11 protein-coding genes are annotated in these 14,400 nt (G+C 66.2%); 9 read left to right on the top strand and 2 right to left on the bottom strand.

Going from position 1 to position 14,400, the window contains the following annotated elements:
* The first annotated feature begins 43 nt into the window (after positions 1–43).
* The 4 genes from L0C21_RS07970 (at position 44) to L0C21_RS07955 (ending at position 2,840) form a co-directional block, all read left to right on the top strand.
* Positions 44–472 carry a hypothetical protein gene (locus tag L0C21_RS07970; protein WP_259277849.1) on the top strand — a complete coding sequence of 143 codons (429 nt, stop codon included), beginning with the start codon at positions 44–46 and terminating at the stop codon, positions 470–472.
* Between the two features lie 164 nt (positions 473–636).
* The gene (locus tag L0C21_RS07965; RefSeq protein WP_259277848.1) at positions 637–1,341 is read left to right on the top strand and encodes a hypothetical protein; all 705 of its coding nucleotides are present in this window, start codon (positions 637–639) and stop codon (positions 1,339–1,341) included.
* A 130-nt stretch (positions 1,342–1,471) separates the two neighbouring features.
* The gene (locus tag L0C21_RS07960; protein WP_259277847.1) at positions 1,472–2,203 is read left to right on the top strand and encodes a hypothetical protein; all 732 of its coding nucleotides are present in this window, start codon (positions 1,472–1,474) and stop codon (positions 2,201–2,203) included.
* Positions 2,204–2,357: 154 nt separating this feature from the next.
* Positions 2,358–2,840: a hypothetical protein gene (locus tag L0C21_RS07955; protein WP_259277846.1), complete on the top strand. Its 483-nt coding sequence runs from the start codon at positions 2,358–2,360 to the stop codon at positions 2,838–2,840.
* Positions 2,841–2,863: 23 nt separating this feature from the next.
* Here the strand turns inward: L0C21_RS07955 and L0C21_RS07950 are convergent, their stop codons facing one another.
* Positions 2,864–4,015 carry an anhydro-N-acetylmuramic acid kinase gene (locus tag L0C21_RS07950; RefSeq protein ID WP_259277845.1) on the bottom strand — a complete coding sequence of 384 codons (1,152 nt, stop codon included), beginning with the start codon at positions 4,013–4,015 and terminating at the stop codon, positions 2,864–2,866.
* A gap of 71 nt (positions 4,016–4,086) precedes the next feature.
* Here L0C21_RS07950 and tyrS point away from each other — a divergent pair, with 71 nt between their 5' ends.
* Positions 4,087–5,313: a tyrosine--tRNA ligase gene (tyrS, locus tag L0C21_RS07945; RefSeq protein ID WP_259277844.1), complete on the top strand. Its 1,227-nt coding sequence runs from the start codon at positions 4,087–4,089 to the stop codon at positions 5,311–5,313.
* Between the two features lie 197 nt (positions 5,314–5,510).
* Here the strand turns inward: tyrS and L0C21_RS07940 are convergent, their stop codons facing one another.
* Complete coding sequence (locus L0C21_RS07940; protein WP_259277843.1) at positions 5,511–8,555, bottom strand: AsmA-like C-terminal region-containing protein; 3,045 nt, start codon at positions 8,553–8,555, stop codon at positions 5,511–5,513.
* A 97-nt stretch (positions 8,556–8,652) separates the two neighbouring features.
* On the opposite strand from L0C21_RS07940, the gene L0C21_RS07935 reads away from it, so the two are divergent.
* From L0C21_RS07935 to L0C21_RS07920, 4 genes are all read left to right on the top strand, one after another.
* Positions 8,653–11,544: a bifunctional [glutamine synthetase] adenylyltransferase/[glutamine synthetase]-adenylyl-L-tyrosine phosphorylase gene (locus L0C21_RS07935; RefSeq protein WP_259277842.1), complete on the top strand. Its 2,892-nt coding sequence runs from the start codon at positions 8,653–8,655 to the stop codon at positions 11,542–11,544.
* Positions 11,541–12,041 carry a peroxiredoxin gene (locus tag L0C21_RS07930; RefSeq protein WP_259277841.1) on the top strand — a complete coding sequence of 167 codons (501 nt, stop codon included), beginning with the start codon at positions 11,541–11,543 and terminating at the stop codon, positions 12,039–12,041. The genes L0C21_RS07935 and L0C21_RS07930 overlap by 4 nt, the downstream gene beginning before the upstream one ends.
* 58 nt (positions 12,042–12,099) lie before the next feature.
* On the top strand, positions 12,100–12,957 hold the full coding sequence (locus tag L0C21_RS07925) for a ferritin-like domain-containing protein (protein WP_374940227.1): 858 nt from the start codon (positions 12,100–12,102) through the stop codon (positions 12,955–12,957).
* 119 nt (positions 12,958–13,076) lie between these two features.
* Positions 13,077–14,288: a M23 family metallopeptidase gene (locus L0C21_RS07920; RefSeq protein ID WP_259277839.1), complete on the top strand. Its 1,212-nt coding sequence runs from the start codon at positions 13,077–13,079 to the stop codon at positions 14,286–14,288.
* Positions 14,289–14,400: the final 112 nt, after the last annotated feature.

Here is a 14,400-nt window from a genome sequence, read left to right as displayed (position 1 = left end):
GCGCCCACGGGTATGTCGCCCGTTTGCCAACGGAGATAATCCCGTGAAACTCGGTTCCCTACTTGTTGTCTCTCTGCTCGCCGCATCCACTTCGGCTTACGCCGCGGAGAGCACGGCCCAGAAACCTGCCGCACAGACGCCCGCTGCCCAGACGCCGACGATGGACACGCGCTGCTTCATGGTCGCCTCCGCCGCTGCGGAAAACCTGCCCGACCCGCAGATGAAACAGATGGCTCTGATGTCGAGCCTGTTCTATCTCGGCCGGATGAGCGCCCGCATGTCGGACGCGGAGATCGAAACCGTCGCCCTGAAGGAAGCCAAGACGCTCCCGACGTTGGACATGCCCGCCCTGCTGAACCAGTGCGGAACCTTCATGGGCGCGCGCGGCCAGGCCATGAACGCCATCGGCCAGCGCATGGCGGCAAAGGCCAAGGGCGAAGCAGGCAAAGGCGCTGGCGGCGCCAAGAAGTAAGCGCCTCCCGCCAGCCCATCGCTGCATTTCGCAAGCGCCGGTCGGCCCCGCCGACCGGCGTTTTCGTTGCGACGGCCCCATACGATCGCAAGACAATGTTAATCATTTCGGGAAAGCATCATCCGCGCGGGCGATCCGCCCGCCTGCCAGCGGAGAAATGATCTGTGAAGTTCGGTTATCTGATTGCGGCATCCCTGCTCGTTGCCAGCGCACCGACCCATGCGGCCGAGCCTGTCGCGCAGTCCCCCGAGATGGATATGCGCTGCTACTTGGCAGCGAGAACCGCTGGGGCACTCCCGATCGATCCAAGAGCGGCGGTGATCACCGACATGTTGGGCAGGTTTTATCTTGGCCGTATGAGCGGCCAGTTGTCAGATACCGAAATCAAAGCCCTCGCGAGCACGCAAAATGCGGCACTGAAAGCGAAGGACTTCCCCGATCTGATCGAACCGTGTGCAACATTCCTGTATGAGCGCGACGCAAACGTTGCAGATGATACCCTACAAGGCCTCGACAAAGACGCAAGCGACGCCAAGCCCGAGACCAAACCCGCGCCCAGAACTCCCGAACTGGATATGCGCTGCCACATGTTCGCGCGCCACCTCATTACGACGGCAACGGATCCGCTGTCCAAACTGGCCGCCGCAGAGTGGTTGAGTTTCTATCTTGGCCGTGCCAGCAGCCAGTTATCCGATGCCGAGCTCGCGACCGTCTCCGGCTCAGAAGCAAAAACAGCCAGTATATGGGGCACACCCGGTCTGATCGAGCAGTGCAAAGATTATGCCGACCGGCGCAGCGTGGAAGTTGCGGAGCTCATAAATCAGGGCAAGAAACAAGATGCTGCAAGCGCGACTGGATCGGAAGAGTAACCAACACGCTCACTGGCGCCAGTCAGCCGCACTGGCCGGCGTTTCCATTTTGTGTCGCTGGACAGCAGATATCGTTTCGTCAATGCGCCGATCTCGCAGTATGTCGCCGGTTTGGAAGCGGAGATTAGCCGTGAAACTCAGTCATATGTTTGCCGCTTCCCTGCTCGTCGCTGGCGCACCGGCTCGCGCCGCCGAGCCTGTTGTCCAAACGCCTGCAATGGACATGCGCTGCTATGTGATGGCCCGCGCCCTCTCAGCACTTGCTGCAAGCCATCCGAAAATAAAGCAGCGCACCGAGGCATGGAGCATGTTCTACCTTGGCCGTGTCAGCACCGGACTGCCGGATTCCGAGATTGAAACCCTTGCCGTTACGGAAACGGAAGCGGTCGAAACGGAGGATGCCACCGACCTGGTTGTTCACTGCGGAACGTTCGTGAGAGAACGCGAAGCCAAGGTCACTCGGGGCATCTTACAGGGCCTCAGAAAGGAGGCGGGAAACGCCGAACAGATGCCCTCGTCGCTTGCTCCTGCGGCCGAGCCTGACGCACACCCGCTTGGAAAGGAGATGTTATGCCACATAACCACCCGGGATCTTGCGCTGATGGGCATGCCGCAGACGGCCCAGTCGTGGAGCATATTCTATCTTGGCCGTATCAGCAGCCAGTTGCCAGATGCCGAGATGGTGGACCTTGCCGAGGCAGAGGCAAGGGCGTTTGCGACGGGGACGTTTGCAACGCGGGATATCGCCGATCTGTTGGCCCAGTGCGGCGCGTTCGTGAATAAGCGCGGCCAGGAGACCACACAGGCCATCGAACGGGGCAAGAAAAATGGCGCAGCACCCGCGGCAGACGCGAAAAAGTAAATGCGCTACCGCTAACCCATTTGCTGCATTCTACAAGCGCTGGCCAGCCTTTGCTTGTGACAAATATCCACCCGGTCGCAAGACAATGTTAATTATTACGGGAAAGCATCATCCGCGCGGGCGATCCGCCCGCCTGCCAGCGGAGAAATGATCTGTGAAGTTCGGTTATCTGATTGCGGCGTCCCTACTCGTTGTCGGCACACCGGCCCGCGCGGCCGAGCCTGCAACACCTGTGACGGCTCCTGTCGCTCATACGCCGGAGATGGATGTCCGGTGCTTTCTCGCTTTTCGGAAGATGGAACGCGCACTGAGCGAACAGAAGAAAGGGGAGGCTGTCCAGCCCTACTCCTTTTTCTACCATGGCCGTGCCAGCGCCCAGTTTTCAGCTGACGAGTTAAAATCTCTAATCATTGCGGACGCATTTACAGCGAAGCGGGAAGACTATCCTAATCTGGTTGCTCATTGCACAGCGTTTATCGTCCAGCAGGCAAAGAGCATGGACGTCATTGCTGAGCAAATTAAGACGGCCAAACCTTGGGAAATCGCAGAAGCCCTTCGGCGAAAAAGGGAAAGGGATGCGGCGGCAGCGGCTGCGGATACGGCTGAGAGCGCAGGCGCTGCAGAATCCGGCAAGTAAGCGTTTCCAGCCAGCCCTTCGTCTCACCCCTGATCGGGTTTGGCGCAGAGGCCGCCCGCCGGTTGGCAGAGGACGCCGCCGGTGAGCGGTGTGGCTACGCCGGTGGTGCCGGGGAAGGAAATGGGCAGGCCGCGCAAGCTGCGGACGGCCATGTAGGCGAAGCCTTCGGCCTCCACCGCGTCCCCGTTCCAGCCGAGCACATCGACGCTGCGGACATCACCCAGCCGTTCGGCCAGCATTCGCATCAGCGTTGCATTATGCCGCCCGCCGCCTGCCACGAACCACTGGCGCGGCGGCACGGGCATATGCTGGAGGGCAAGGCGCACGGTCTCGGCCGTGAAGGCGGTGAGGGTCGCCGCGCCGTCCTCCACGCTCAGCCCCTCGCAGGGTGCGGTTGAGAAGTCGTGCCGGTCCAGCGACTTCGGGGGCGCGAGGTTGAACCAGGGCTTGTCGCACATGGCGGCCAGAATATCCTCATGCACCCGGCCGCGCGCGGCCGTTGTTCCGCCCGCATCCATGACGTGCCCAAGGTGAGCGAGCATCCAATCATCGATGAGGCCGTTGGCGGGACCGGTATCGAAGGCGAGCATGTCCGCCTCCCCCTCCCCGATCCAGGTGACGTTGCCGACGCCGCCCAGGTTCAGAATGGCGACCGGCAACGGGAGACCGGCCGCCAGCACCAGCGCGCGGTGGTAGACGGGGATGAGCGGCGCGCCCTGCCCGCCCGCCGCCACGTCCGCCGTGCGGAAATCGTGAACCACGGGGATGCCGGTTTTGGCGGCGAGCAGGCCGCCATCGCCGATCTGCCAGGTCCAGCCCTGATCCGGCCGGTGGGCGATCGTCTGCCCATGAAAGCCGATGACGCCGATGGCATCGCGGGGAACGTCGACTTTGGCCAGCAGGGCTTCGACCGCCTCGGCGTGGAGGAGAGTTAACTCCTGCGCCACCGCATCGATGACAGCGTGAGGCTGCGGCTGCTCCAGCGCCAAGGCCGCGTGGGTGGCGGCGCGGATGCGGGCGCGGGTTTCGTCCGTATAGGGCTGCTCGATATAGCCGAGCGGCGTGACCGCCCCCTCGCCATCCGTCTCGATAAGGGCCGCATCAATGCCGTCCGCCGAGGTGCCGGACATGAGACCCACCGCAATGGTGGTTCCGGCAATGGTTGGATTTCCCACAATCCTCTCCCTGTGCTATGCAGCCTGCCCTTACCGTTCCCTTGGCAAGAAATCGACCGAAGGCTTGAGTGATGTCAACGTTCCGCTCCGAATTCCTGAAGACGCTCGATGAGCGCGGCTTCATCCACCAGCAGACCGACACTGCCGGTCTGGACGAACTGGCTGCCAAGGGACCGATCACCGCCTATATCGGCTTCGATTGCACGGCAAAGTCCCTGCACGTGGGCTCGCTGGTGCAGATCATGATGCTGCGCTGGCTGCAAAAGTGCGGCCACAAGCCCATCGTGCTGATGGGCGGCGGCACCACCCGCATCGGCGACCCCACCGGGCGCGACGAAGCCCGCAAGATGCTGACGGACCAGGACATCGCCGACAACATGGCGGGCATCCGCACCGTGTTCGACAAGTTCCTCAGCTTCGGCGAGGGCGCGACGGACGCGGTGATGGTGAACAATGCCGACTGGCTGGACAAGCTCGGCTACATCGACTTCCTGCGGGATGTGGGCCGCCACTTCTCCGTCAACCGCATGCTGACGTTCGACAGCGTGCGGCTGCGGCTGGAGCGCGAACAGCCCATGTCGTTCCTGGAATTCAATTACATGATCCTCCAGGCCTACGACTTCCTGGAGCTGTGCCAGCGCCAGAACTGCCGCTTGCAGATGGGCGGCTCGGACCAGTGGGGCAACATCGTCAACGGCGTTGAACTCACCCGGCGCGTGGCGCAGACGGAAGTCTTCGGCCTGACGACGCCGCTGCTCACCAAGTCCGACGGCACCAAGATGGGCAAGACGGCATCGGGCGCGGTGTGGCTGAACGAGGAGATGCTGCCCGCCTACGACTACTGGCAGTTCTGGCGGAACACCTCGGACGCGGACGTGGGCAAGTTCCTGCGGCTATTCACCGAACTGCCGCTGGACGAGATCAGGAAGCTCGAAAGCCTCGGCGGCTCGGAGATCAACGAGGCGAAGAAAATCCTCGCCAACGAGGCGACCGCCATGGCACGCGGCTTTGAGGCCGCCGAAGCCGCAGCGGAGACCGCCCGCCGCACCTTCGAGGAAGGCGCGGCCGGTGAGGACCTGCCGCGCATCGCAGCAAACGGCCCGATCGCGCTGGTCGACGCCATGGTGGCGCTCGGCCTCTCCGCCTCCAAGGGCGAAGCCCGCCGTCTCATCAAGCAGGGCGGCGCGCGGGTGAACGGCGAGGCCGTCAGCGACGAAGCCTTCGTCGTCACCGTGGGCGCGGACGCGGTGAAGATCTCCGCCGGCAAGAAGCGCCATGGCCTGGTTGAGGGGGCTTAAGGAAACCTCACCAAGCCATTGATTTCGCAGGTGATATACAACCCCCTGCACCCCCGCTCATTCAAAAGGGCCGTGACCTTCAAAAGGGTGCGGCCCTTTTCTCTTGGTCACAGGGACGTGTTCCCCGAGGGCGCTGGACACGCGACCGGAAAACGAATGGGGTTGTAGGGGTCATGGACCCCTACAAATAATCAAACCTAATCCGCCATGCTCGTGGTGGCATCCCTTGTCTCGTCCTTCACCCGCGCGGGCGCGCCGGAGAGGATGAGGCGCAGGAAGCCGGGAGCAAGGCCGGAGGCGGCATTGACGGAAATGTCGGGGTCGAGCAGTTCGCCCGCCACCCGGTAGTTGAAGCCGATGAGCCCCTGGTATTCGCCGCCCACAACCAGCGGCCCGAGCAGCGGGATTTTCCCGATGAGCGAGTTGAGGGTGTAGGACGGCACGACCACGCCCTTGAGGTTGACGTTGCCGAGGCTGCGCTGCACCTGCCCCTCGACGGTGATGCCGAGCGCGGGGCCGATGATGCGGCCGTCGTCGATGGTGAAGATGCCCTTGCGAAGAACGAACGGCACCTTGGCGGTCTCGAAGCGGATGCCGCGCCCGGAGAGGGTGTCTGCAAGGCCGGTGAGCGAGGCGAAGCCGAGGATCTTGGCCAGCACCGGCGCCTCGACCAGCCGGAAGTCCTTCATGCGGGCAACGCCGTCGATCTCCAGCGCCGGGCCGGTGCCGCGCATGTCGCCCTCGACCGTGAGGCTGCCGCCCGCGCCGTTGGCGTAGAGGTCGAGCGCCCGCGCCAGCTCGCCGGCCTTTGCCGCTTCCAGCCGGAAGCGACGCTTGCCGCCATGGGTTTCGACATGCGCCGAGAGGTCGGACGCGCCATCCAGCTTGCCGGTGAAGTTGAGGGCGGAGAGCAGGTTGCCGTTCGTCTCGAAGCTGAGGGCGGCGTTCTCCACCTTCTGGCCGTGATAGAGCAGCACGTTGCGGAAGCGGCCCGCCCCCGTCATGTCGGGCCACACGGAATCGGCGGCGGGGGCGGATGCGGCGCTGTCGGCCCCCGCCTTGCCTGCCCCTTCCTTGTCCGCCGCCAAAATGTCCTCGACCAGCGGCTTCAGGTCCAGCGTGTCGCCGCGAATGGCAAGGCGCATGGGCTGGCCTTCCACATCGAGAATATCGGCCTCTGCGATGTAATAGGGTGTCTCCACCCGGTCGAGGAACCAGTGGCGGATCTCCCGCCTGGGGTCGAGCGCGCCGCGACCGGTGGCGCGGTACTTGTCCGCCCGGACGACCAGATCCTCCACCTGATACATCTCGCCGTTGCGGGTCAGGTTGAAGGTGGCGGTCGCCGCCTCTCCCGGCTGCTTCACGATGCCGAGGTTCCGCATGTTGACGGTGGAATCGATGAGGGACGCAGCGATCGCGCCGCGCTCGATCGCCTGCCCGCGCCCCACCAGATCCAGCGTCAGGTCGATGGGCCCTTCCACCAGCGCGCCGATGCCATCATAGCCAAGGCGGGTGAGCCGGTCGCCATCCGTGCGCGCCACGATGTGGTAGCGGCTGGACGGCTGGCCGTTGGGGGCGAAGTTCTCGTTCCACACAATATGGGCGAACTGCGGCCCCACATAGGCCGTGCCCCTGGCCTCCAGCCCGTGGCGATTGGCCGAAACCTGCACGGTGCCCTGGGTGAGATCATGCACATCGAGCACATCGGGCAGGCCGACGCCCATGCCCTGGGCGGTGGCGGTAAAGTCTACGTCGTCCATGCCGACATTGGCCCGCAGCGGCACGGTGAGCGTGCCGGCCATGGTCATGTGCCCGGCAACATCGTTGGGCTTCAACCCGAAGGCAGTGATGTAGCCAAGCGGCTCGCTGTCGAGCACCTGCAAGAGGCGATAGATGGCCCCGCGCCCGCGAGTTTCGATGACCGCCTCGGCCTTGCCATGAGTGGCAAGCTCAACGAGGTTGACGACGGAGCCGGAGACATCCAGCCCGTTGATCTCCCCCTCCTCCACATCGAAGCGCAGGGTATCGCTGATGAGGCGGGCCTTGCCCGTGCCCCGGACGACCGGCGGCATGGGCTTGCGGTAGTGGACGACGAGGTTCTCGAAGGAGAAGCCGAGGTCGACCTTCTCCTTGCCTGCCGTCTTCGCAAGGGTGAGGTCGAGCCGGGGAACCGTGCCTGCCGAGACGTTCCGCACCACCCACTTGCGCCCGCCCTCGACCACGCCTTTGGGCCACAGCGCATGCAACTGGCGGGTGGAGATGGGCCCCAGCGCCAGGCTGGCGGCATGGCCTGCCGCGTCCCACGCCACCGTGCCGTCCTGCACCCGCACGCCGCCGATGTTGGCAGCCAGGCTTTCGAGCCGGGCGGCGTGGGTGGCGCCATCCCACGCCAGCCGGGCGGAGAGGCTGTTCAGATCCACCGGCCGCGCCCAGAATTCGGGCAGCACGAGGCGGCCGTGCTCCGCGCTCACATCGGCGGCAGCGGACAGCGCCTTGTCCGCCCGGACAAGCGCGTTGACGCGCAGCGGCACATCGAGCGTGCGGTTTTCAAGTGCCGGGTGCAGCGGCCCGGCAAGACCGGTCAGCCCCTCGGCGTAGAGGGAGACGTTCAGCGTCCACGCCCCGTAGGGCACGGCGGTGCCGGTGAGCTTGAAGGTGGCCGTATCCTCCGGCCCGGCGAGCTGGGCAACGACGCTGGCCTTGAGGCGCTTCGGCCCCTGCGCCTCGATGCGCCCGGCATTGAGCGTGAAGGTGTGGGCAACGCCGGTTTGCGCCTCGGTGAGGGCGACGGTGATATCCTCCAGCGACAGGCGCTCCAGCCCCTTCACCCACGGCATGGTAGGAAGCGCCTCGCTGCCGGGCTCCGCCAGCAGGGCTTCCACCTGCGCCCGGTCCCAGCGGGCGGTGAGCGCCACATCGCTGACGCGGAGCAGCTTGAGGTGGGGCGCGGCGCGCAGCAGGCTGTCCCTGTCGATTTCCACCACCAGATGATCGATGCGCCCGGCAAGCTGGTCGCGGTAGCGGAGCGTGGAGCCGCGCACGTCGACGCGCACGCTGTCGCGCCAGGGAATGTTGCGGGCACGGATATCGCCAAGGGAAACGGAGAGGCCGGGAACGCTGGCCTCGATCTCCTCCTCGATGGCGGAGCGCAGCCAGGAGGCGTTGACCTCGGCGCGCAGCAGCCACGCGAGACCGACAGCGCAAGCGCCGGCAGCAACGCCGACCACCCCCGCCCCGATCACAAGCTTACGCCACCGTACCAATCCCCTCGCGCCTTTCCGCTGACAGTCTCTTGACCAGCGCCTATAACGTGATTGTCGCCCCAAGTGGATAGAATTGATGCCTCTCTCGTCGCAAGACCGGCTACTGTTTCCGCTGCCTGCCCCCACGGCCAAGATCCCCGCCGCTTTGTGGAAGGAAATGCTGGGGCCGGAACCACCCTTGCCCGCGGCCGAACTGGCGGACCATCCGCTGGCCAGGGCCATGGCCCATGCCTGGAAATATTCCCCCTATCTCAAGCGGCTCATCCGCGACGATGCGACGCGCATCGCCCGCCTGCTGACGGAGGGCCCGGAAGCGGTGGTCTCCGCCGCGCTGGCCGCCGTGACCAGCCTCAACGTCGATGAGATGAGCACGGATGACGTGATGGCCGCCCTTCGCCACGCCAAGGCGGCCGCGGCGCTTGCCACGGCATTGGCGGATATCGCCGCTCTCTGGCCGCTGGAGGATGTGACCGGGGCGCTCGCCGACCTGGCCGCCGCCGCTGCCAACACGGCGCTGCGCGCCGCCTGCCGCGACGTGACCGGCACCACCGACCCGACCGGCTTTACGGTGCTGGCGCTGGGCAAGCTGGGCAGCCGGGAGCTGAACTACTCCTCGGACATCGACCTGATCCTGCTGTTCGATCCCGGCAAGCTGGCCAGGGGCCGCCGCAACGAGGACCCGCAGACAACGGCGGTAAAGATCGCGCAAAGATTGGTGAGCTGCCTCTCCTCCCGCACGGCGGAGGGCTATGTGTTCCGGGTGGACCTGCGGCTGCGGCCCGACCCGGACGTGACGCCGCTCGCCCTGCCGGTGCAGGGCGCGGAAGCCTATTACCAGTCCTCCGCCCTGCCGTGGGAGCGCTCCGCCTTCGTGCGCGCCCGGCCTGTTGCCGGCGACATGGCGCTGGGCGGCGCGTTTCTTGCCGACATTCGCCCGTTCATCTGGCGGCGCTCGCTCGACTATACGGTGGTGCGGGACATCCGCGACATGTCGGTCCATATCCGCGAGCACTTCGACCAGACCGAGATCGACCTTTACGGCTATGACGTGAAGCGCGGGCGCGGCGGCATCCGCGAGGTGGAGTTCTTCGTCCAGATCCACCAGATGATCCACGGCGGACGGGACGAGCGCCTGCGCCTGCGCCCGACGCTGGCGGCGCTGAAGGCGCTGGTGGAGACGGGCAAGGTTTCCCCGAAGGAGGCGGACACGCTGGAGCGCGCCTATCGTTTCCAGCGCGCCATCGAGCATCGCCTGCAAATGGTGGACGACGCCCAGACCCACAGCATCCCCGACGACGAGGAGACCGTGGCCGACTTCGCCCGCTTCTGCGGCTACCGCTCGGAGCGCGACCTGGCGGCGGCCCTCAAGCGGCACGGCAACGGGGTTGCCAAACTCTACGACCAGCTGGTGGAGCCGGTGGCGAGCGAGACGCGCAAGGTGCCGCTGGAGGCGCAGGCGCTGGCCGGGTGGCTCGCCAGCCGCGACCTGCCGCCGACGGACGGCGTGCCGGTGATCGAGAAGTGGCGCTCCGGCCGGTATCGGGCCATGCGCTCGGACCGGGCACGGGCGCTCCTGGAGGAGACCCTGCCCGCCATCGCCGAGGCGCTGGCCCGCACCCATGACCCGCGCGCCGCGCTGATGCGGTTCGACGACTTTCTCTCCGGCCTGCCGGCGGGCGTGCAGATCTTCTCCCTGTTCCAGAGCAACCCGGCGCTGCTGACGCTGCTGGCCAAGGTGCTGACAGTGGCCCCGCCGATCGCCGACGCGCTGCGTCGCACGCCGGAGCTGCTGGACACGCTGCTCGACCCCGGCGCTGCCATCACCCTTTCAGACCCCACGCTGCTGGCAGAATCGCTGGAGCTGCGGCTCAAGCGGTTCGACGATCTGGAAGGCAAGCTGGACGAGGCCCGGCGCTGGGTGGCGGAGAACCAGTTCCTCATCGGCGTCGGGCTGCTGGAGCGCAGCATCACGCCGGAGAATGCCCGCGCCGCCTACAGCCGGCTGGCGGACCTGATCGTCCCCGCTCTTGCCGACGCGGCGCAGGAGGCCTTCAGCCGCCGCCACGGCCGGGTGCCGGGGGCGGACCTCATCATCCTGGCGCTGGGCCGGTTCGGCAGCGCCAACCTGACCGCGGGCTCGGACCTGGACCTGGTGTTTCTCTACACCGGCGAGCACGACACGCCGTCGGACGGCCCTTCCTCCCTGACGGCCGCCCACTACTTCAACCGGCTGGCCCAGCGGGTCATCACCGCGCTTTCAGCCCAGACGGCGGCGGGCGGCCTCTATGAGGTGGACACGCGCCTGCGCCCCTCCGGCCAGCAGGGACTGCTGGCGGTAACGGTGGAGAGCTTCCTCGCCTACGAGCGCAAGGAGGCCTGGACCTGGGAGCATATGGCGCTGACGCCTGCCCGCGTCGTCCACGGCCCGGAAGACGCGGCGGCCCGCCTGCTGGAGGGCATCAAAGAGGTCGTCTGCCAGCCGCGCGATGCGACGAAGCTGCGGAAGGACGTGCTGGAGATGCGCGCCGAGATGGACACGCATCGCCCCGCCTCCTCTCCTTGGGATGTCAAGCGGCGGCGCGGCGGGCTCATAGACCTGGAGTTCATCGCCCAGTATCTGGCGCTGCGGGAAGCGGCGGAGGGCCGCCTGCCCCCGCTCGGCTCCCCGGCCACGATCCTTGGCCGCTTGACAGAAACCGACCTGCTGCCCCAGGACGTGGCGCAAAGCCTCGCCAGCGCCTACGACTGCCTCTCGGCCGCGCAGACGGTGCTGCGGGTGGGCTTCGACTCGCCGCCCCAGACCGCCGACATCAATGCCGGCATGGCGGCGACGCTCTCCCGGTGCCTGGGCAAGACAAGCTTGCGGAACGCGGAGGCGGCGTTATCGAAGACCTGTGACGCGGTCATCGCAAGCTGGAAAACGGTTTTCGGCGCGCCGCGTCCGCCACAAAGGGAAGGAAAAGCATGACGACGATGGAAGCTGCTGCCGTGGAAGGCGGCGTTGTGGAAGCAGGCCAGCCGGCCCCCAACTTCACCCTGGCGCTCGATGATGGCCACACGGTCAGCCTCGCCGACTTTAGGGGCAAGCCGCTCGTGCTTTACTTCTACCCCAAGGACGACACCTCGGGCTGCACTTCGGAAGCCAAGGCGTTCAGCGAGCTGAAGGCCGAGTTCGACGCGCTGGGCGCTGAAATCATTGGTGTTTCCAAGGACAGCATCGCCTCCCACGCCAAGTTCCGGCAGAAGTACGACCTCACGGTTCATCTCGGAAGCGACCCCGATCTTGAAACCATTCGCGCCTACGGCGTTTGGGTCGAGAAAAGCATGTATGGCCGCAAGTATATGGGTATCGAGCGCGCCACCTTCCTCATCGGCGGCGACGGCGTGGTTCGGACCGTCTGGCGCAAGGTGAAGGTGACGGGCCATGCCAATGCGGTGTTGAAGGCCGTAAAGGCGCTGTCCTGAGACGACGGCCCTTTTCCTGTTTCTCACGACGTATCGCGTTTCACGGAAGGACCAGCTGATGTCCAGCCACGCCCCGGACGCCGGGCCCCAGACCCCTGGCCCAATCTTGGGCCCAGTCACCTTGGGTCAGGCGGCCACCGACGTTCTGACCACCGCCGATGCGACCGAGAAGGCGCGGCGGTCGCAGCGCCATGCGGAAGCCTGGCGGGCGGGGCAGCTGGACTGGGCGTTCGATGCACCGCCACCCGCGCGGCCGGCCCGTCCGGCGCAGCCGGAGCTGCTGCCGCCCAACCGGATGCCCAAGCGCGGCAAGGCGGGCTCCGAAGCGGCGCGGCTGGCGCTCCTGCATGCGCTGGCGCACATCGAGCTGAACGCCATCGACCTCGCCTGGGACCTGCTGGCCCGCTTCGGGGCCGAGATGCCGCGCGGCTTCGCCGACGACTGGGTGCGCGTGGCCGACGAGGAAGCACTACACTTCCTCCTCCTGGAGAAGCGCCTGCGTGACCTCGGCAGCTGCTACGGCGCCCTGCCCGCCCACGACGGCCTGTGGGAGGCCGCGCAGGTGACCGCGCACGATGTCGTCGCCCGTCTCGCGGTTGTCCCGCAGGTGCTGGAGGCGCGCGGACTGGACGTGACCCCGCAGACTATCGAACGGCTGGAGCGAGCCGAAGATCCCGAAAGCGCAGCAATTCTTGCGCGCATCTACCGGGACGAAATCGGCCACGTGGCGGCGGGCAACCGCTGGTTCCGCCATATGTGCGACGTTTTGGGCAAGCCGCCTGCCGAGACCTTCCACGAGGCCGTGCGGCGCTATTTTCGGGGCGGTTTGAAACCACCCTTTAACGATCCCGCGCGGCTGGAGGCCGGTTTGTCGCCGGAATTTTACGAACCTCTTGCAGGAGGCACCCAGGCCTGACTAAAAAACGCCGCCGCTTTTCAGGGGCCAAGGCGGCGTGAAGAGGACATGCGAGATGCCGGCGCGCAAGCCGGAAACCTGAGACGGTTGGCAGAAACGCAACTGAAGGAGCGACCACAGTGGAGAAATTCAAGGGCCTGCTCCAGGTCTGCAAGACAAAGGCCATCAAGGCCTTTCCGGAACAGCAGATCTACTTCAGAAGCAATGGCAACGTCCGCTTCGTCCGCCTGACGCCCCTTACGCAGATGGCCGGCATGGCCGGTTTCATCGTGCTGTTCGGCGGCGTGACCGTGGCCGGCGTGACGGCGGCGGTTCGCCACTACGAGCTCTCCCAACGGGAGGAACGGGTCGAGGCGCTGGAAGGCGACATCACGGCGCTGGCCAGCCGGATCGAGAGCCGCCAGCAACTGCTGCTGGACCTGATGAACCGGCACCTGGGCCCGGAGGAGCCCGAGGACGCCGCCGCTGCGGAAGAGGCCCCCCTCCTCGCCGCCGCAAGCGTCTCGCCCAGCGGCGAGCCGGTCCTGCCGGGAGCCACCGACGTTTCCGCCGAACTGCAGCGCTACCGCAGCTTTGAGCAGCAGCAGCTGGCCCTCATCCGATCCGCCAGCCTTGCCGCCGAGACGCGCATCAAGGAAACCGAGGCGGTGCTGAAACGCCTTGGCATCAGCACCCACAAGCTGGTGGGCCAGTCCCCGGTCAACCTGCCCCAGACCGGCCTGGGCAGGACAGGTTTGGGCGGCCCGTTCGTCAAGGTAGGCCTCGGCAAGGACGGCAAGCCGTTCTCCGGCGCGTTCCAGGCGCCGTTCCGCAGCCTGATCGCCTCCTGGAACAAGCTGGATTCGCTGGAGCGGGCGAGCCTTTCCATCCCCTCGCTCATCCCGGTCAAGTCCTACCACCGCTCCAGCAGCTTCGGTTATCGGCACGACCCGTTCACCGGCGGCGGCGCGTTCCACACCGGGGTCGACCTTGCCGGCACCTATGGCGAGCCGGTGGTGGCGGCGGCAGGCGGCGTTGTCACCCGCGCCGAATACTGGGGCGCGTATGGCAAGATGGTTGAAATCGACCACGGCCGCGGGCTGGTGACGCGCTATGGCCACATGTCCGCCATCAAGGCCAAGCCCGGCCAGCGGGTGGCCCCCGGCACGGTGATCGGGCAGATGGGCTCGACCGGCCGCTCCACCGGCACCCACCTGCATTACGAGGTGCGGTTCGATGACCGGGCACTCAATCCGCTGCCATTCCTGAAGGCAGCCGCCGACTTGCAGGAAATCCAGTCGCGGGCCCTGGGCGCGCAGGTCCCGCAGCGCGCCGCCAAGGCGCAAGGGTAAACGCGCCGGACCAAAACCATCCCGCCCCAGCGGGGCCGCGCCAATTGAATTCGGCCTTCGTCTTCCTTAGATCAGACAGGCGGCCATGAGCGCCGAAGTCTGGAGGTTCGTT

The sequence above is a fragment of the Pedomonas mirosovicensis genome (assembly GCF_022569295.1).
Taxonomy (GTDB): domain Bacteria; phylum Pseudomonadota; class Alphaproteobacteria; order Sphingomonadales; family Sphingomonadaceae; genus Pedomonas; species Pedomonas mirosovicensis.
The sequence above is the reverse complement of the archived record's forward strand: the minus strand, read 5'-3'. Positions and strand labels throughout refer to the sequence as shown.